Raw genomic sequence first — 16,365 nt, 5'->3', positions numbered from 1 at the left:
GGATCATCCGTCCAGCCGCCCGTCGCGCAGGCCGATCACCCGGTCGCAGCGGGCGGCCAGTTCCGGCGCATGGGTGACCATGATCAGCGTTGCGCCATGCCGGTCGCGCAGGTCAAAGAGCAGGTCCATGATCGCGCGCCCGTTGGTCTCATCCAGATTGCCCGTGGGTTCATCGGCCAACAGGATGCGCGGGCGCGGCGCGGCGGCGCGGGCCAGTGCCACACGTTGTTGCTCCCCGCCTGAAAGCTGGCCGGGATAGTGGTGCATTCGGTCGGCAAGCCCCACGGTGGCCAGTTCCTCCTCTGCCCGTGCGAAGGCATCCTTGCGGCACGCCAGTTCCAGCGGTGTCGCCACGTTTTCAAGCGCCGTCATGGTGGGAATAAGGTGGAAGCTTTGAAAGACCACGCCCATATTGTCCCTGCGGAAACGGGCCAGCTGGTCCTCGGTCATCGGTGTCAGGTTCTTGCCAAGCGCTGTGACCGTTCCACCCGTGGCCCGGTCCAGACCGCCCATGAGCATGAGGAGAGACGATTTGCCCGATCCCGACGGCCCCACCAGCCCCACCGTTTCCCCGGCTTCAACCGCAAGCGTGATCCCGTGCAGGATTTCAACGGGGCCTGCATTGCCATCAAGCGTCAGGGTCACGTCGGTGAGGGACAGAATGGGGGACGTCATGAAAAGGCTCCGGGCGTATATCTCTCATGGATATGGGGGGATGGCGGGTCTGGGCAAGGCGGCTGTGCTGGCCTTTGGCCTCTGTGCCGCGCCGTCATGGGCCGACGAGGTGGTGATTGCGGCGCTTGGTGACAGCCTGACGCAAGGCTACGGGCTGCCCGCCGAGCAGGGATTTGTCCCGCAACTGGAGGCATGGTTGCAGGCGCGGGGCCATGAGGTGCGGCTGATCAATGCGGGCGTCTCGGGCGATACCACGGCGGGCGGTCTGGCGCGGATCGGCTGGACGCTGACATCGGATGTTCAGGCGTTGATCGTGACGCTTGGCGGCAACGACCTGCTGCGCGGCCTGCCGCCAGAGGCTGCGCGGGCCAGTCTGGCCGGCATTCTGGACGCGGCGGGCGCGGCAGGGGTCGAGGTGCTGCTGGTCGGCATGGAGGCGCCGCTGAATTACGGCCCCGACTATCAGGCAGCCTTCGATGCGATCTACCCGGATCTGGCCGCGGACTATGGCACGCTCTACGCTGAAAGCTTCCTCGCCCCGGTCGTCGCGGCCCCGGATCTGCGGGCGGTCATGCAGGCCGATGGCATCCACCCGAATGCCGACGGCGTGGCGCTGATTGTCGAGGCGCTCGGGCCTGCGGTGGAGGCGCTTCTCACGCGGGTCCAGCAACCCTGATCTCGGTGCCCGAGTCCCGGCAGAGCGCGCGCAGCGCCGCGGGCGGGTCGGTGTCGGTCACCCAGATATCCAGATCGGACAGCGAACCGATACGAACCGGGGCCGCCCGCGTCAGCTTGCCCTGATCGGCGACTAGGATCGCCTGCCGCGCCTGTTGCAAGATCGCGTGGGCCACCCGCACCTCCTGAATGTCGAAGTCGAGCAGGTCGCCGTCGGCGTCCAGAGCCGACGCCCCGATCACCGCCACATCCACCTTGAAGGCCCGGATCGTCTGCACCGCCAGATCGCCCACAAGACCCCCATCCGCCCGCCGCAACGCGCCGCCCGTCAGAACCACCTCGCAAGAGGGGTTCGCGGCGAGGATCTGCGCGGCGTTCATGTTGTTCGTTACCACCATCAGCCCGCTATGCCCCTGCAAAGCGCGGGCCACAGCCTCGGTCGTGGTGCCAATATTGAGGAAGAGCGAGGCGCCATTGGGGATCTCGTTGGCACAGGCGCGGGCGATGGCCTCCTTCGCATCCGCATTCAGGCGGCGGCGGTCCTCGTAGCCGATATTGGTGACACCCGAGGGCAGCACCGCCCCGCCATGGATACGGTCCAGCAGCCGCGCATCGCATAGCTCCGTCAGATCGCGGCGGATGGTCTGGACGGTCACGCCAAAGGCCTCTGCCAGCCCTTCCACCATCACCCGGCCGTCGCTGCGGGCCCGGTCGAGAATATCAGATTGGCGGGGGGTGATGGGCATGGTCTCTCCTTCCACGTCCCTTATAGCGAAGAAAACTGCGCGCGAAAGCGAAGAAAAGCGAACATGAAAATTGACAAAGCGAACATGAAGTGAGAGGAGTCGCGCATCATCAGGAAAGCGGTACTCTCATGTCAGAGGAATATGACCTCTTCATCATCGGCGGCGGCATCAACGGCTGCGGAATCGCGCGGGACGCGGCGGGCCGGGGGCTGACGGTCGGTCTGGCCGAGATGAACGACCTCGCCTCGGCGACATCCTCGGCCGCGACCAAGCTCTTTCATGGCGGGCTGCGCTATCTTGAGTATTTCGAGATCCGGCTGGTGCGCGAGGCGCTGAAGGAACGCGAGGTTCTGCTGTCCGCGATGCCCCATATCAGCTGGCCCATGCGCTTCGTGCTGCCCTATCACAAGGATATGCGGTTCGAGAGCACGACGCCCACCTCGCGGCTGCTCGGGCTGGTCATGCCGTGGATGCGCGGGCGGCGTCCGGCCTGGCTGATCCGGCTCGGCCTGTTCCTATATGACCATCTGGGCGGGCGGAAGATCCTGCCCGCCACGCGGACGGTGAAGCTGCGGACCGCCCCCGAAGGACAGCCGCTGCAAGACCGATTTGCCAAGGCCTATGAGTATTCCGATTGCTGGGTGCAGGATTCACGGCTGGTGGTGCTGAACGCCCGCGATGCCGAAGCACGCGGCGCGCGGATCATGGTGCGCACCAAGGTGATTTCCGCGGCCCGAGATGGGGATGCCTGGGCCATCACGCTGGAGGATGAGACCGGCCAGCGGACGGTGCGCGCAAAGATGCTGGTGAACGCGGCAGGTCCCTGGGTGGGCGATGTGATCCAGACCAAGATCCGCGTGAACTCCCGCGAAAATGTGCGGCTGGTGCGTGGCAGTCATATCGTAACACGAAAGCTCTACGATCACGACAAGTGCTATTTCTTTCAGGGCGAGGATGGGCGGATCATCTTCGCGATCCCCTATGAAGAGGATTTCACCCTGATCGGCACCACCGATCTCGACCACCCCGACCCGTCGGTGAAACCGATCTGTACGGGCGAGGAGCAGGACTATCTCTGCGCCTTCGCGTCCCAGTATTTTAAACAGCCCGTGACCCCTGCGGACGTGGTCTGGACCTATTCCGGCGTCCGCCCCCTGTATGATGACGGGGCCAGCGCAGCCCAATCGGCGACGCGGGATTATGTGCTGAAGGTGGATGCGAACGGGACGCCGGTGCTGAACGTCTTCGGCGGCAAGATCACCACCTATCGAAAGCTCGCCGAAAGCGCGCTGGAGAAAATCGGCCAGCATCTGCCCCTGTCGCGCGGGGACTGGACGGCTGGCGTGCCCATGCCGGGCGGGGATTTCCCCGTGGCTGGCGTGCAGGATCTGATCGACGGGCTGCGCACCGACTACCCGTTCCTCACCCCGGCCTGGGCCAAGCGGCTGGTACGCCACTACGGCACCGAGGCGCGCGATATCCTTGGGAATGCAACCGCCGCCGCCGACCTTGGCCGTGATTTTGGTGCAACGCTTACCGAGGCGGAACTCAATTGGCTCATGCGCAGGGAATATGCCCGACGCGCCGAGGATGTGGTCTGGCGTCGTACCCGGCTCGGCCTCAGGCTGACCGAGGACCAGATCGCCGCCATCGACCGCTTCATGATCGCTTCCGCCAATGCTCCGGCAGCAGTGGAATGAGCGCCTGTCTTTCATCTTGGCCAAAATACCTCCGCCGGAGGCATCCCGACCCCGCAACCACATCCACCATCCGATCCGGCACACGACGCTTCCCGATATCCCGTGGCAACGCGGCTCGACGAGGGCCCCAAAGGGGCTTGAGGCGGGCCGCCCCCTGGTCGACGCCGGCAGGCGGCGAACCCTGCCAGGATCAACCGAATGACTTGCGGGTCAGGAAACGCCCGCTAGGATCGCGACAACAAGGGAGGAACCGATGACCCATATTCTGGCCATCGACCAGGGCACCACATCAAGCCGTGCCATCGTCTTTGACGGCGACATGAAGATCAAGGCCACCGCGCAGCAGGAGTTCACGCAGCATTTCCCGGCCTCGGGCTGGGTCGAGCATGACCCCGAGGACATCTGGACCACGGTTGTCGACACCTGCCGCGCGGCGCTGGACAAGGCCGGGCTTTCGGCGGCCGAGATTGCCGGGATCGGCATCACCAACCAGCGGGAAACCACGCTGCTGTGGGACCGGACGACCGGCGCTCCCCTGCACAACGCCATCGTCTGGCAGGACCGGCGCACGGCGGATCGGTGCGCCTCCCTCCGGGAGGCAGGGCACGAGGCCATGGTGCAGGACAAGACCGGGCTGCTGCTGGACCCCTATTTTTCCGGGACGAAACTGGCCTGGCTGCTGGACAACGTGGAGGGCGCGCGCGAGCGGGCGGAACGCGGCGAACTGGCCTTCGGCACGGTCGATACCTTCCTGATCTGGCGTCTGACCGGCGGCGCGGCGCATGTGACCGACGCCACCAACGCGGCGCGGACGCTGCTTTACAATATCCGCGAGGGCCAGTGGGATGCAGAGATCTGCGGGCTTCTGAACATCCAGATGAACCTGCTGCCCGAAGTCAAGGATTGCGCGGCGGAGTTCGGCGCGACCGAGCCGGGCCTCTTCGGTGCGGCGCTGCCCATTCTGGGCGTCGCGGGCGATCAGCAAGCGGCGACGATCGGGCAGGCCTGTTTCGCGCCGGGGATGCTGAAATCAACCTATGGAACGGGCTGTTTCGCGCTGCTCAATACCGGCGACACGCTGGTCAGGTCGCAAAACCGGATGCTGGGAACGATCGCCTACCAGTTCGACGGCACGCCCACCTATGCGCTGGAAGGCTCCATCTTCATTGCGGGGGCGGTGGTGCAATGGCTGCGGGATGGGCTGAAGATCATCGACGCGGCGCCTCAGACACAGGGATTGGCCGAATCCGCTGATCCCGAACAACACCTCTATCTCGTTCCGGCCTTCACCGGCCTTGGTGCCCCCTATTGGGATGCGGACTGCCGGGGGGCTGTGTTCGGTCTGACGCGCAGTTCCGGCCCCGCGGAATTCGCGCGCGCGGCCCTGGAAAGCGTGGGATATCAGACACGTGACCTGTGGGAAGCGATGCGCGCCGACTGGCAGGGGGCGGGCGGAGACGGCATCCTGCGCGTCGATGGCGGGATGAGCGCGTCGGACTGGACCATGCAGTTTCTCGCGGACATTCTCGGCGCGCCGGTGCACCGGCCCGAGATCCTGGAAACCACCGCGCTCGGGGCCGCGTGGCTGGCCGGGATGAAGGCCGGGATCTACCCGGACCGTGACGGGTTTGCCGATACCTGGGCGCTGGAGCGGGAATTCGAGCCGGGGATGGATGAGACCGGGCGCGCGCGGCTATATGCCGGGTGGAAGGACGCCGTGGCGCGGACCTTGAGCCGCTAGCGGCGGGCCTGTTCCGGCCCGTCCGGCGGCGAAAAAAAAGGGGGGGTGCCGGGCGTACACCCCCTGTGCACCCCCCGTGCACCCTGCGTGCAGACGAAACGCGAAATCCGCTACTGGCAGAAGCCAAGCCAGCACTGACCGGACTGACATTCGGAGTTGAAGCCGCAGGCCGCGCCGAAGGGCAGGTTGGACCGGCTTGGCCCGACCGAGCCGGTCCCGGCCCCGCCTCCGGTGCCACTGCTTGAGGCACTCGGACCGGCATGGAGCGCGACGCAATAGCCGATGGTGGTGCAGTAATAGGCCTCGCAGTTGGCGAAGCCCCAACAGGCGTTCTCGCAGTCAGAGCGGGAGCCGTAGCCGGAGATGTAGTCCCAGCCCGGTGCGTAGACGGATCCGAAGAACGCATCGGCATCGCTACAGGTATAGCTGTGCATCTGGGCGCCTGCCTGAGGGGCGTGCAGAAGGGCCACGGAAAAGAGGGCCACGAAAAGGGATCGGGAAAAACAGGTCAAGAAAAGCCTCCGGCGGGTACGCTAAGCGCCCGATCCGTTCTTGCCACGGCCTCTTGCCCCGGTCCGCGGCGGTGACCACCGGCCCCATGGCCGCGTCCGGGTTGTCCTTCGGAGTAGCATCCCGGCGGGTTCTCGGTCAAACATCGGCGATCTCCTGGCAGAGTGTTCCCTCGTTTCGCCGCGCATCGCGCGACGATCCGGGAGCGCCCCTCGTCAGGCGCCTCTGGCGCCCTCCTCGGGCCGCGTTGCCACGGGTTCGTGGCTGCTGGAGGTTCGCTGTCACGGATGACCCGCGAGCTGAGAGGGCGGGACGCCTCCGGCGGAGGTATTTTGGCCAAGATGAAAAGGGCGGGGCGATCAGTCGCCGTTCGGTCGGGACAGGATGAAGGCCGCCGCGCCGCCCATGGCCATGATCTGGATCAGGATGACCATGCCGCTGAGGTTGGAGAGGATGCTGACCAGCAGGACCAGCGCCATCGCGGTGCAGGCCATGACCTTGTAGCGCGGGCGGATCGCGCCCTTTTCTTCCCAATCGCGGATCGGTCCGCCGAAGATGTTGTGATCCACCAGCCATTGCCGCAGGCGGGGGGAGCTTTTGGAGAAGGCGAAGGCCGCGAGGATCAGGAAGGGTGTCGTCGGCAGGATCGGCAGGACCACGCCCGCGAAGCCGAGCGCCACGGCGGTCCAGCCGAGCGCGAGCCACGGCAGGTGGCGCAGGCGGGGGCGGTTGGCGGGGTCTGGCATCAAGCTCATGCCCTTCGGGTTTAGCGCGGTTTGCGGCGGGGGGAAGGGGCGGCGAGTTCTGCCGTTGCATCGCGCCAGTCGCCGGGGGCGAGGCCGTCGAGTGCCCATTTGCCCACGCGGGCCCGGATCAGGCGCAGGGTGGGCAGGCCCACGGCGGCGGTCATGCGGCGGACCTGGCGGTTGCGGCCTTCGGTGATTGTCAGTTCCAGCCACGCGTCGGGCACGGTCTTGCGAAAGCGCACGGGCGGGGTTCGGGGCCAGAGGCCTTCCGGTTCCTCCATCAGCCGCACCTTGGCAGGCCGCGTGGGGCCGTCCTTGAGCGTGACCCCTTTGCACAGGGCCTGCAACTGGCCTTCCGTCGGGGTGCCCTCGACCTGTGCCCAGTATGTCTTGGGCGTCTGCGCGCGGGGGCTGGTGATGCGGGCCTGCAACCGGCCGTCATCGGTCAGGACCATCAGCCCCTCGCTGTCGCGGTCGAGCCTGCCCGCCGCGTACACCCCCGGCACGTCGATGAATTCCGACAGGGTGCGGCGGGTGCTGCCCTCGGTGCCCTTGTCGGTGAATTGCGAGAGCACGTCGTAGGGCTTGTTGAATAGGATCAGTCTGGTCATTGCCTCGCCTTTCGCTGCCCCCGGTCCTGACCGATCCTGACGCGTTCGGCAAGCGCGGTGTCGGAAAAGCTGTTGCGGTGTCTACGATTTCCCCTAGCGTGACCGGGACAGCCAGACAGGGAGAGATGACATGCCAGCGGGATGCGCACCGTTCAGCCAAGCGGAATATGACCGGCGGATTGCCAAGACACGGGCCGCGATGGCGGACGCCGGGCTCGATGCGATTTTCGTGGCCGACCCGTCGAACCAGGCCTGGCTGACGGGCTATGACGGCTGGTCCTTCTACGTGCATCAGGGCGTGATCCTGCGCATGGAGGGCGAGCCGGAATGGTGGGGTCGCTCCATGGACGCACTTGGTGGGCAACGGACCTGCTGGATGGCGGCGGAAAACATCCACGGTTATTCCGACCATTACATTCAGTCGAGCGTCTATCACCCGATGCAGGATCTGGCGGAACATTTCACCCGGTTGGGCCTTGCGGGCGCGCGGATCGGGGTGGAGATGGAGAACTACTATTACTCCGCCAAGGCGCATGCGGTTCTGGGGGCCGAACTGCCCAATGCGACGCTGGTCGATGCCACGGCGCTGGTGAACTGGCAGCGGCTGGTGAAGTCGGAGGAAGAGATCGGCTTTATCCGCAAGGCGGCCAAGATTTCGGAAAAGGTTGTCGGGGTCGCGTTGGAACGTGCCGCGCCGGGGGTGCGCAAGAATGACCTTGTGGCGGACATCATGCATGCTGGGATCACCGGGGTGGACGATATCTGGGGCGATTACCCGGCGATTGTGCCGCTGACGCCCTCGGGGCTTGATGCCACCGCTGCGCACCTGACCTGGAACGGGGACGAGATGCGCGAGGGCGAGGCCACGTTCTTCGAACTTTCGGGCTGTTATCGCCGCTACCACGCGCCACTGTGCCGGACGATCTTCCTTGGCACGCCGTCGGACGAGATGCGCCGGGTCGAGGCCGCGCAGATGGAGGGGATCGAGGCGGGGCTGAACGCCGCGCGCGCGGGCAACCAGACGCGCGACGTGTTCAACGCCTTCATGGAGGTGCTGCACAAGCACGGGTTCGACCGCAAGGGACGCATGGGCTACCCGATCGGCCTGTCCTACCCGCCTGACTGGGGCGAGCGCACCGCGTCCATTCGGGGCGAGGATGAGACCGTGCTGCAACCGGGCATGACCTTCCATTTCATGCCCGCGCTGTGGATGGACAGTTGGGGCCTTGAGACCACGGAAACCATCCTGATCAAGGAGGACGGTCCGGCGGAAACGCTGTGCAACGTGGAGCGCAAGCTCTTCGTCAAGCCATGACCGGGCTGCCCGAGACCACCGCATTGCTGGAGGAGCTGATCGCCTATCCGACGATCTCGCCCGACAGCAACCTCGACATGATCGCCTGCCTTGCCAATCACCTGGAGTCGGCGGGCGCGCGTGTGGAGGTGTTGCAGGACGGGACCGGGCGCAAGGCCAATCTCTTTGCCCGGATCGGGCCGGAGGTGCCGGGGGGCATCATGTTGTCGGGTCACACCGACGTTGTGCCGGTGGCGGACCAGGACTGGACGAGCGACCCGTTTCGGATGCGCGCCGACGACGCCAAGCTTTTTGGGCGCGGCACCTGTGACATGAAAGGGTTTATCGCGGCCTCTGTCGCGATGGCGCCGCTCTTTGCCGAGCGGGCGCTGAAGAAGCCGGTCTATTTCGCCTTTACCCATGACGAGGAGGTCGGCTGCCTCGGGGCTCAGGCATTGGTAGAGGCGCTGCGCGGGCGCGACTTGTTGCCCGACATGGCCATCGTGGGCGAACCCACCTCGATGCGGATCATCGAAGGGCACAAGGGGTGCTGCGAATATTCCACCCATTTCACCGGGCTTGAAGGGCATGGGTCCGCCCCCGACCACGGGGTGAACGCGGTGGAATACGCGGTGCGCTACGTGAACCGGCTGATGGAGCTGAAAGAGGCGCTGAAGACCCGCGCGCCCGCAGACAGTGCCTTTGAACCGCCCTGGACCACGATCAACACCGGCGCGCTTGTGGGCGGCGTGGCGCATAATGTCATCCCCGGCCGCGCGCAGGTGGATTGGGAAATGCGGCCCGTGCAGAAATCGGATGCCGATTTCGTGCGGGGCGACCTGCACCGCTATTGCGAGGAGGTGCTGCTGCCGGCGATGCGCTCTGTCAGCCCCGATGCGCGTATCGAAACGGAGGTCGTGGGCGAGGTCGACGGGCTGATCCCGGCCAGCGAGAACGAGGCGCGCGATATCGTCATGGAACTGACCGGCGCGAATGGCGCGGGGCTGGTGCCGTTCGGGACCGAGGCGGGGCTTTTTCAGGATCTGGGCATGTCGGTCGTCGTCTGCGGTCCGGGCTCTATCGAGCAGGCGCACAAGCCCGATGAATTCATCGAACTGACCCAGATGGGCCAGTGTCTGGGCCTGCTGGAGCGGCTCAGCCAGCGGCTGTGCTGACGCGGGTTTCCGCTCTGGTCAGCCATGGCGGTGCTGCGCTACCCTGAGGCAGGTCTCACAAGCTGGCAGGGCATGCAGTGAAAGTCGGAATCGTCGGGGCAGGCATGGTCGGGGCTACGGCCGCGTTCGCATTGGTCATGCAGGGCGAAGCGTCCGAGATCGTTCTGGTGGACGTTGACCGCGCGCGTGCGCGGGCCGAGGCCGAGGATATCGCCCATGCCATTCCCTTCGCCTCGCCCGCCATCGTGCGCGCGGGCGAATATGCCGATCTGGACGGGGCGGGAGTGGTCATCCTGTCCTGTGGCGTGTCGCAGAAACCGGGGGAAACGCGGCTGGCGCTGCTGGAACGGAATGCGGATGTGTTCCGGCAGGTGGTGGGGCAGGTCATGGCGGTCAGTCCCGGGGCGATCCTTTTGGTCGCCTCTAACCCAGTCGATCTGATGACTCAGATCACCACGCGGCTGACAGGCCTGCCGCCGGGGCGCGTGATCGGGTCGGGCACGATCCTCGACACCGCGCGGTTTCGCTGGCTGGTGGGGCGGCATCTCGGGATTTCTCCGGGGTCGGTCCATGGCTATGTGTTGGGCGAACACGGCGATTCCGAGGTGCTGGCCTGGTCCAGCGCGCGGGCCGGGTCGGTGCCGCTGGAAAGCTTCGCCGCGCAGGTCTCGGCGCCACTGACCGAAGATGTGCGCCAAAGGATCGACGCAGGCGTGCGCGGCGCGGCCTATACGATCATCGAAGGCAAGGGCGCGACATGGTACGGCATCGGCGGCGGGCTGGCGCGGATCGTGGCGGCGATTGCAGGCGACGAACAGGCGGTGCTGTCCGTGTCGGTCGTGGAACCGGATGTTCTGGGCGTGCCGGATGTGGCCCTGTCGCTGCCCCGCACGGTGGGGCGCGAGGGCGTGACCGCGACGCTGTGGCCAGAACTGAGCGAGGGCGAGGAAGCCGCCCTGCGCCGGTCGGCACAAATCCTGCACGACCGGCTGGCGCCCTTGTCGCTTTGACCTACAGCATCGCGGCACAGCGGGCCGTGGGGGTCGGCAGACCGATCCGCTCGGGGTTAAGAATCAGATGCCATGTCGCGGGATAGCCCGGCGCCTGCGCGCGGGTGTAGGAACAGCCGTCGGGCGTGGTGTATGTCTGGGCCAGCGCCGCGCCGGATGACAGGGCGGTCAAGGTCAGGACGGTTGCAACGAGACGGGTGGGTTTCATGGGATCGGACCTCCGGTTGGCTATGGGGATTGCGGAATGAACCCTTTGGGTGTCGTCCGTCAGCCGTGCGCATCAGCGGCCCAATGCGGGAATTTTCGTGGCGTGTTCAGAGGATTTTGCGAAAATTCGATTGGTCGGTCGCATTGCACCCGCTCCGACCGTCGCAGGGCGCAAGGCTCGGCAACTGGGTCGGGTGAACCACGGTTCAGAACGGGTCCGGATAGCGGTCCATCAACTCGCAAAAGACGCGGCTGCCACGGGCCGTGTGCTTGTTGCCCGCATTGGGGTAGGATGTGAATTCCCCGAACACCACACCGCGCTGCGTGATGTAGAAATCCAGCCGCATGAAGCACTGAATGTCGCGCGCAATCCGATCGGACAGATCGAGCAGTTCTTCGTATCGCTCGGGTCTGGGGATCGGCGGGGCCAGGCTGTTTGAATATTGCAGATCCCGATACGGTTTCCAGGTCCGGCGATAGTACCGTTCCAAGGTCGTTCCCGCCTTGCCGTTCCTGTCGACGACCTTGATCACATGCGTCCGACCGCCTGCCACGAAGGTCTTGAAATCGCGGGGAATGACCTTGCCAGGGTCGATATCCTTCAGAAACTCCTCGGCAATCAGTCGGGTTGCGGGCTTGGCGGAAATCAATGGGTCCATCCTGCGTTTCACATAGGCCCCGCGTTCGGACAAGGGCACGGTGTCGCCGGAAAAGACCTCTGTCTCTCCGTCGAACAGCAACACGCCCTTGTTGCTGGACAGGTTGTCTGGCTTGATGACCACCCTTTGCGGAAGCGCGGGTATGTCGAGGCCGTCCACGTCATTCGCCTCGGCGTAGCGCTCGGGCAGCGGCAGGTTCATCTGCTGTGCATAGGCGCGCATTGCCGATTTGTTGGCGAGAGCCGCCACCGACAGCCGCCTGCGTTGCAGGGCCGGATCGGGATGCGGATCCGTGCCGCGATACCATCGCTGGAGGCGGTCCTCCATCCGGCGTTTAAACTCCGTCGGGGGTTCTACGCCCGTCAGCCTGTAGCGTATGCGGGGGGGAATGAGCGTCATGGGTGTGATCGTCGTTGGTCCTGTTGCGGGTCGAACAGACGGTGCCATGGTGCCGTGCCTGCGGCAATGGCCCAGTAAACGCGGCGATCGCGTCAGTCGCGGTCCAGGTCCCGTGCGATCAGCTCCTTCATGATCTCATTCGTGCCTCCATAGATCTTCTGCACACGGGCATCGGCATAGAGCTCGGCAATCAGGTACTCGTTCATGTAGCCGTAACCGCCATGCAGTTGCAGGCATTCATCCACAATCTCGCATTGGGTCTGGCTGCCCCACCACTTGGCCATGGCGGCTTTCTCGGCGGTCAGGGTGCCCTGTTCCAGCTCCTCCAGACATTGGTCGAGGAAGGCCGCGAGAATTTCCACCTTGGTCGCGCATTCGGCCAGCTTGAAGCGGGTGTTCTGGAAATCCATGACCCGCTGGCCGAAGGCTTTGCGCTCTTTCACATAAGCGAGCGTCACATCGAGCGCGCATTGCGACGACCCGAGTGCGGCGTAGCCGAGGATCAGCCTCTCCCACGGCAATTGCCGCATCAGTTGGTAAAACCCCTGACCTTCCTCGGTCCCGAGCAGGTGGTCACGCGGGATGCGGACGTCCTCAAAGAACAGCTCCGCCGTGTCGTTCCTCCGCATCCCCATCTTGTCGAGCTTGCGGCCCACGCGGAAACCCTCCAGCCCTTCGGTTTCCACCACCATCAGCGACACGCCCTTGGCGCGCGATGTGGGGTCGGTCTTGGCCACGAGGATCAGCAGATCGGCGCTGCCACCGTTGGTGATGAAGGTCTTGGAGCCGTTGATCAGGTATTCATTCCCGTCGGGCACCGCCGTTGTGCGCACCGCCTGCAAATCGCTGCCGGTCCCCGGTTCTGTCATGGCGATGGCACCGACCATCTCGCCGGTCGCCAGCTTGGGCAGCCAGCGCGCCTTCTGTTCGTCGGTGCCATAGGCAATGATGTAGTGGGCGGCGATGTTGTGGACGGCAAATCCCCATCCGCTATCCCCTGCCTTGGCCTGTTCGATATAGGTCACCGCATCGAAATGACGGGACAGGCCGAGGCCGCCGTTTGCCTCGGGCGTGGTCGCGCCAAGAATGCCCAGATCCCCGGCCTTTCGCCAGAAATCCTTGGGGATCTTGCCCGCCTCTTTCCATTCGTCGCGATGCGGCTGGAATTCCTCGTCCAGAAACCGGCGAACGGTGTCGGCATAGGCGTGATGGTCGTCCTGCATCCACAGATGGTTGGGCATTTGGGGTCCTCCTTGCGGGGGATGGTGACGCGGGCAGGGAATTCGGGCAAGCATGCCGTTGCGGCGGATTGACCGGGAAATATACTTGCCGTTGACAACTAAAGGCGGTGACCATACCGCTGACCGAACGTACCAGTGCCGCGAAAGGATGCGCCATGTCCGTTTACCGTTACCACCCCGTTACCGTCGCCCTGCACTGGATCGTTGCCGTGCTGATGCTTTTGATGCTGGGGGTGGGCACCTTCGTGCTGGAACCGATGGACAATGCCGACCCCGACAAGCTGTCGATGCTGGCCACGCATCGGCTGATCGGGCTGGTGATCCTCGTGCTGACCGTCCTGCGGATTGTCCTGCGCCGGTTCATGCCCGCGCCTGAGCACGCCAAAACCGGCAGCGCCTTTCTGGACAAGCTGGGGCAGGCGATGCCCAAGCTTCTGAATATCTTCGTGATCCTGATGGCCGTGTCGGGCATGGTTCTGGGCCGCATGTCGGGCCTCTCGGATGCCTTGGCCGGTACCACGCCGCTGCCCGACAGCTTCTTTGAATTCAGCCCGCGCGTGATCCACGGCATTCTTGCCAAGCTGATCATGGCGATGCTGGCGCTGCACATTCTGGGGGCGCTTTACCACCAGATCATGCTGCGCGACGGGCTGTTTCAGCGGATGTGGTTCGGTCGGTAGGGGGCCTTACGCGGCCAGCCCTTTTGAGCCCATATCGAGGAATTTCCTGCGGCGGCCCGCGATCAGGTCGTCGCGGGATTTTCCGTCCATGGAGGCCAGCAGCGCCTCGATCCCTTCACCCACGCGGGTGATGGTGGTCGCCCGGTCGCGTTGCGCGCCGCCAAGCGGTTCCTTGATGATCCGGTCGCAGACGCCAAGTTTTTCAAGGTCTTGCGCGGTCAGGCGCAGCGCCTCGGCCGCTTCGCGCATCTTGGCCCCGTCCTTCCAAAGGATCGAGGCGCAGCCCTCGGGGCTGATCACCGAGTAAATCGAGTGTTCCAGCATCGCCACCTTGTCGGCGGTGGCAAAGGCCACGGCCCCGCCCGATCCGCCTTCACCGATCACGACGGAGACAAGCGGTACGCCGATCTGCAGACATTTCTCGGTCGAACGGGCAATCGCCTCTGACTGGCCGCGTTCCTCCGCGCCCTTGCCGGGATAGGCGCCGGGCGTGTCCACCAGTGTCACGACGGGCATGTTGAACCGGTCGGCAAGATCCATCAGGCGCACCGCTTTGCGGTAGCCCTCGGGACGGGCCATGCCGAAATTGCGTTCGATCCGGGTCTTGGTGTCATGGCCCTTTTCATGGCCGATCACCACGACGGGACGGTCGTTGAAGCGGGCCAGCCCGCCCATGATCGCATGGTCATCGGCGAAGTTCCGGTCGCCCGCCAGCGGCGTGTATTCAGTGAACAGCGCCTGAATATAGTCGCGGCAATGGGGCCGGTCGGGGTGGCGCGCCACCTGGCATTTGCGCCAGGGCGTCAGCGATTTGTAGAGGTCGGCCAGCATGTCGGCGGCCTTCTTGTCGAGCGCCTTGGCTTCGGCCTCGATATCCATCTCCTTGTTGCCGCGCGCCATGGCCCGCAGCTCTTCGGCCTTTCCCTCGATCTCGGCGAGGGGTTTTTCGAAGTCGAGATAGTTCATGCAAAGCCTCCGTCTGACCCTTGGCTATATGCAGGGGGTGGACGGGATTTGCAACGTTCCGCATCGCAAGAAAAGGCCCCGGGCATGTGGCGCGGGGCCTTTGAGGGATCAGCCGGCGGCGATCATCTCGGATTGCTTCACGATCACCTCGGCCTGTTTGATCGAGGCGATGTCCACGAGACGGCCCTTGTAGACGGTCGCCCCCGCACCCGAGGCCTTGGCCTCTTCCATCGCGGCAAGGATTTCGCGGGCCTCTGCAACGGCGGCTTCAGACGGCGTAAACACTTGATTTGCAAGTGCGATCTGTTTCGGGTGGATGGCCCATTTGCCGACCATGCCCAGAGTGGCAGAGCGCATGGCTTGCGCGATATAGCCCTCGTCATCCGAGAAATCGCCGAAGGGGCCATCGACCGGCAGGATGCCGTGGGTGCGGCAGGCGGCGACGATGGCGGTTTGAGCCCAGTGCCAGGGGTCGGACCAGTATTTCTGCCCCTCGCGCAGCATGTAATAGTTTTCCTGCGTGCCGCCGATGCCGGTGGTCTGCATGCCCATGGAGGCGGCGAAATCGGCGGCGCCGAGGCTCATGGCTTCCAGCCGCGGGGAGGATGCGGCGATCTCTTCGACATGGGCGATGCCGGCGGCCGATTCGATGATGACTTCGAAGGCGATTCTCTTCGTGCGGCCTTTGGCAGCCTCAATCGCGGTGACCAGCGCATCCACGGCGTAGACATCCTCGGCGCAGCCCACTTTCGGGATCATGATCTGGTCGAGCCGGGCCGAGGATTGTTCAAGCAGATCAACGACATCGCGGTACCAATAGGGGGTGTCCAGCCCGTTGATCCGCACCGAGAGCGTCTTGGTGCCCCAATCCACATTGCCGATGGCCTCGATCACATTGGCGCGGGCCTGCTCCTTGTCGGAGGGTGCGACGGAATCTTCCAGATCGAGGTTGATCACATCGGCGGCGGAGGCGGCCATTTTGGCGAACAGCTTGGTGTTGGAGCCGGGGCCGAAAAGCTGGCAGCGGTTCGGACGGGCGGGGGCAGCGGGCTGCAGGCGGAAGGACATGGGTGGTTCCCCTTGGGCAAGGATATGTCGTAAAAGTTCCCGCCTTGGGTAGATTATTGCGTCGCGGCACGCAAGTGCTGCATTGCGGCAATGCGCGATTTGGCCGCGAAAGAGGGGGGGTGCCCCCCGTACACCCCCTGTACACCCCCCGTACACCGGGCGTGCAGACAAAGACCAAAATTTGCGCATGCGGCGACGCAGAAGGATTTTCCAGAAAATCCTTCATGGCATGAAAAATCTTCGGGAAGATTTTTCGGGGCGG

At 64.8% G+C, this 16,365-nt stretch carries 17 protein-coding genes; 7 read left to right on the top strand and 10 right to left on the bottom strand.

What is annotated here, in order from left to right:
* Positions 1-3 precede the first annotated feature (3 nt).
* Positions 4-675: an ABC transporter ATP-binding protein gene (locus BKY26_RS03780; protein ID WP_071689071.1), complete on the bottom strand. Its 672-nt coding sequence runs from the start codon at positions 673-675 to the stop codon at positions 4-6.
* Between BKY26_RS03780 and BKY26_RS03775 the strand changes: the two genes are divergently transcribed.
* The gene (locus BKY26_RS03775) at positions 674-1,351 is read left to right on the top strand and encodes an arylesterase (protein ID WP_071689070.1); all 678 of its coding nucleotides are present in this window, start codon (positions 674-676) and stop codon (positions 1,349-1,351) included. The two genes, BKY26_RS03780 and BKY26_RS03775, sit on opposite strands and share 2 nt — an antisense overlap.
* Here BKY26_RS03775 and BKY26_RS03770 read toward each other — a convergent pair.
* A complete protein-coding gene (locus BKY26_RS03770; protein ID WP_071689069.1) occupies positions 1,329-2,096 on the bottom strand; it encodes a DeoR/GlpR family DNA-binding transcription regulator in 768 nt (255 codons plus the stop codon). The two genes, BKY26_RS03775 and BKY26_RS03770, sit on opposite strands and share 23 nt — an antisense overlap.
* Before the next feature lie 128 nt (positions 2,097-2,224).
* On the opposite strand from BKY26_RS03770, the gene glpD reads away from it, so the two are divergent.
* A complete protein-coding gene (gene glpD / locus BKY26_RS03765; protein ID WP_071689068.1) occupies positions 2,225-3,796 on the top strand; it encodes a glycerol-3-phosphate dehydrogenase in 1,572 nt (523 codons plus the stop codon).
* A gap of 253 nt (positions 3,797-4,049) precedes the next feature.
* A complete protein-coding gene (gene glpK, locus BKY26_RS03760; RefSeq protein ID WP_071689067.1) occupies positions 4,050-5,537 on the top strand; it encodes a glycerol kinase GlpK in 1,488 nt (495 codons plus the stop codon).
* A 110-nt stretch (positions 5,538-5,647) separates the two neighbouring features.
* Here glpK and BKY26_RS03755 read toward each other — a convergent pair whose 3' ends face one another.
* The 3 genes from BKY26_RS03755 to BKY26_RS03745 form a co-directional block, all read right to left on the bottom strand.
* Positions 5,648-6,049 (bottom strand): hypothetical protein, encoded by a 402-nt coding sequence (locus tag BKY26_RS03755; RefSeq protein ID WP_071689066.1) that lies wholly within the window; start codon positions 6,047-6,049, stop codon positions 5,648-5,650.
* Between the two features lie 357 nt (positions 6,050-6,406).
* Positions 6,407-6,802, bottom strand: a complete 396-nt coding sequence (locus BKY26_RS03750; RefSeq protein WP_245764422.1) for a YbaN family protein — start codon at positions 6,800-6,802, stop codon at positions 6,407-6,409.
* 11 nt (positions 6,803-6,813) lie between these two features.
* Positions 6,814-7,404 carry a pseudouridine synthase gene (locus BKY26_RS03745; RefSeq protein ID WP_071689065.1) on the bottom strand — a complete coding sequence of 197 codons (591 nt, stop codon included), beginning with the start codon at positions 7,402-7,404 and terminating at the stop codon, positions 6,814-6,816.
* A 130-nt stretch (positions 7,405-7,534) separates the two neighbouring features.
* Between BKY26_RS03745 and BKY26_RS03740 the strand changes: the two genes are divergently transcribed.
* The 3 genes from BKY26_RS03740 (at position 7,535) to BKY26_RS03730 (ending at position 10,883) form a co-directional block, all read left to right on the top strand.
* The gene (locus BKY26_RS03740) at positions 7,535-8,719 is read left to right on the top strand and encodes a M24 family metallopeptidase (RefSeq protein WP_071689064.1); all 1,185 of its coding nucleotides are present in this window, start codon (positions 7,535-7,537) and stop codon (positions 8,717-8,719) included.
* Positions 8,716-9,873: an acetylornithine deacetylase gene (gene argE, locus BKY26_RS03735; protein ID WP_071689063.1), complete on the top strand. Its 1,158-nt coding sequence runs from the start codon at positions 8,716-8,718 to the stop codon at positions 9,871-9,873. Before BKY26_RS03740 ends, argE begins: the two co-directional genes overlap by 4 nt.
* 77 nt (positions 9,874-9,950) lie before the next feature.
* The gene (locus BKY26_RS03730; RefSeq protein ID WP_071689062.1) at positions 9,951-10,883 is read left to right on the top strand and encodes an L-lactate dehydrogenase; all 933 of its coding nucleotides are present in this window, start codon (positions 9,951-9,953) and stop codon (positions 10,881-10,883) included.
* A 1-nt stretch (position 10,884) separates the two neighbouring features.
* Here BKY26_RS03730 and BKY26_RS03725 read toward each other — a convergent pair whose 3' ends face one another.
* The 3 genes from BKY26_RS03725 to BKY26_RS03715 form a co-directional block, all read right to left on the bottom strand.
* Positions 10,885-11,091, bottom strand: a complete 207-nt coding sequence (locus tag BKY26_RS03725; protein ID WP_071689061.1) for a hypothetical protein — start codon at positions 11,089-11,091, stop codon at positions 10,885-10,887.
* 205 nt (positions 11,092-11,296) lie between these two features.
* A complete protein-coding gene (locus BKY26_RS03720; protein WP_071689060.1) occupies positions 11,297-12,076 on the bottom strand; it encodes an ATP-grasp fold amidoligase family protein in 780 nt (259 codons plus the stop codon).
* Between the two features lie 164 nt (positions 12,077-12,240).
* A complete protein-coding gene (locus BKY26_RS03715) occupies positions 12,241-13,389 on the bottom strand; it encodes an acyl-CoA dehydrogenase family protein (RefSeq protein ID WP_071689059.1) in 1,149 nt (382 codons plus the stop codon).
* A gap of 155 nt (positions 13,390-13,544) precedes the next feature.
* Here BKY26_RS03715 and BKY26_RS03710 point away from each other — a divergent pair, with 155 nt between their 5' ends.
* Positions 13,545-14,069 carry a cytochrome b gene (locus tag BKY26_RS03710; protein WP_071689058.1) on the top strand — a complete coding sequence of 175 codons (525 nt, stop codon included), beginning with the start codon at positions 13,545-13,547 and terminating at the stop codon, positions 14,067-14,069.
* A gap of 6 nt (positions 14,070-14,075) precedes the next feature.
* On the opposite strand, the gene BKY26_RS03705 is transcribed toward BKY26_RS03710, so the two are convergent.
* Positions 14,076-15,035, bottom strand: a complete 960-nt coding sequence (locus BKY26_RS03705; protein ID WP_071689057.1) for an acetyl-CoA carboxylase carboxyltransferase subunit alpha — start codon at positions 15,033-15,035, stop codon at positions 14,076-14,078.
* A gap of 108 nt (positions 15,036-15,143) precedes the next feature.
* On the bottom strand, positions 15,144-16,103 hold the full coding sequence (locus BKY26_RS03700) for an L-malyl-CoA/beta-methylmalyl-CoA lyase (RefSeq protein ID WP_071689056.1): 960 nt from the start codon (positions 16,101-16,103) through the stop codon (positions 15,144-15,146).
* Between the last annotated feature and the right edge of the window lie 262 nt (positions 16,104-16,365).

Source organism: Nioella sediminis, assembly GCF_001879695.1.
Lineage (GTDB): Bacteria > Pseudomonadota > Alphaproteobacteria > Rhodobacterales > Rhodobacteraceae > Nioella > Nioella sediminis.
This window is presented reverse-complemented; position numbering and strand designations above follow the sequence as displayed.

Excerpts from the sequence above, each read along its gene's own strand:
- BKY26_RS03775 (WP_071689070.1), top strand. The coding sequence starts at position 674 with ATGAAAAGGCTCCGGGCGTATATCTCTCATGGATATGGGGGGATGGCG.
- BKY26_RS03780 (WP_071689071.1), bottom strand. The coding sequence starts at position 675 with ATGACGTCCCCCATTCTGTCCCTCACCGACGTGACCCTGACGCTTGAT.
- BKY26_RS03770 (WP_071689069.1), bottom strand. The coding sequence starts at position 2,096 with ATGCCCATCACCCCCCGCCAATCTGATATTCTCGACCGGGCCCGCAGC.
- glpD (WP_071689068.1), top strand. The coding sequence starts at position 2,225 with ATGTCAGAGGAATATGACCTCTTCATCATCGGCGGCGGCATCAACGGC.
- glpK (WP_071689067.1), top strand. The coding sequence starts at position 4,050 with ATGACCCATATTCTGGCCATCGACCAGGGCACCACATCAAGCCGTGCC.
- BKY26_RS03750 (WP_245764422.1), bottom strand. The coding sequence starts at position 6,802 with ATGAGCTTGATGCCAGACCCCGCCAACCGCCCCCGCCTGCGCCACCTG.
- BKY26_RS03745 (WP_071689065.1), bottom strand. The coding sequence starts at position 7,404 with ATGACCAGACTGATCCTATTCAACAAGCCCTACGACGTGCTCTCGCAA.
- BKY26_RS03740 (WP_071689064.1), top strand. The coding sequence starts at position 7,535 with ATGCCAGCGGGATGCGCACCGTTCAGCCAAGCGGAATATGACCGGCGG.
- argE (WP_071689063.1), top strand. The coding sequence starts at position 8,716 with ATGACCGGGCTGCCCGAGACCACCGCATTGCTGGAGGAGCTGATCGCC.
- BKY26_RS03725 (WP_071689061.1), bottom strand. The coding sequence starts at position 11,091 with ATGAAACCCACCCGTCTCGTTGCAACCGTCCTGACCTTGACCGCCCTG.
- BKY26_RS03720 (WP_071689060.1), bottom strand. The coding sequence starts at position 12,076 with ATGGAGGACCGCCTCCAGCGATGGTATCGCGGCACGGATCCGCATCCC.
- BKY26_RS03715 (WP_071689059.1), bottom strand. The coding sequence starts at position 13,389 with ATGCCCAACCATCTGTGGATGCAGGACGACCATCACGCCTATGCCGAC.
- BKY26_RS03710 (WP_071689058.1), top strand. The coding sequence starts at position 13,545 with ATGTCCGTTTACCGTTACCACCCCGTTACCGTCGCCCTGCACTGGATC.
- BKY26_RS03705 (WP_071689057.1), bottom strand. The coding sequence starts at position 15,035 with ATGAACTATCTCGACTTCGAAAAACCCCTCGCCGAGATCGAGGGAAAG.
- BKY26_RS03700 (WP_071689056.1), bottom strand. The coding sequence starts at position 16,103 with ATGTCCTTCCGCCTGCAGCCCGCTGCCCCCGCCCGTCCGAACCGCTGC.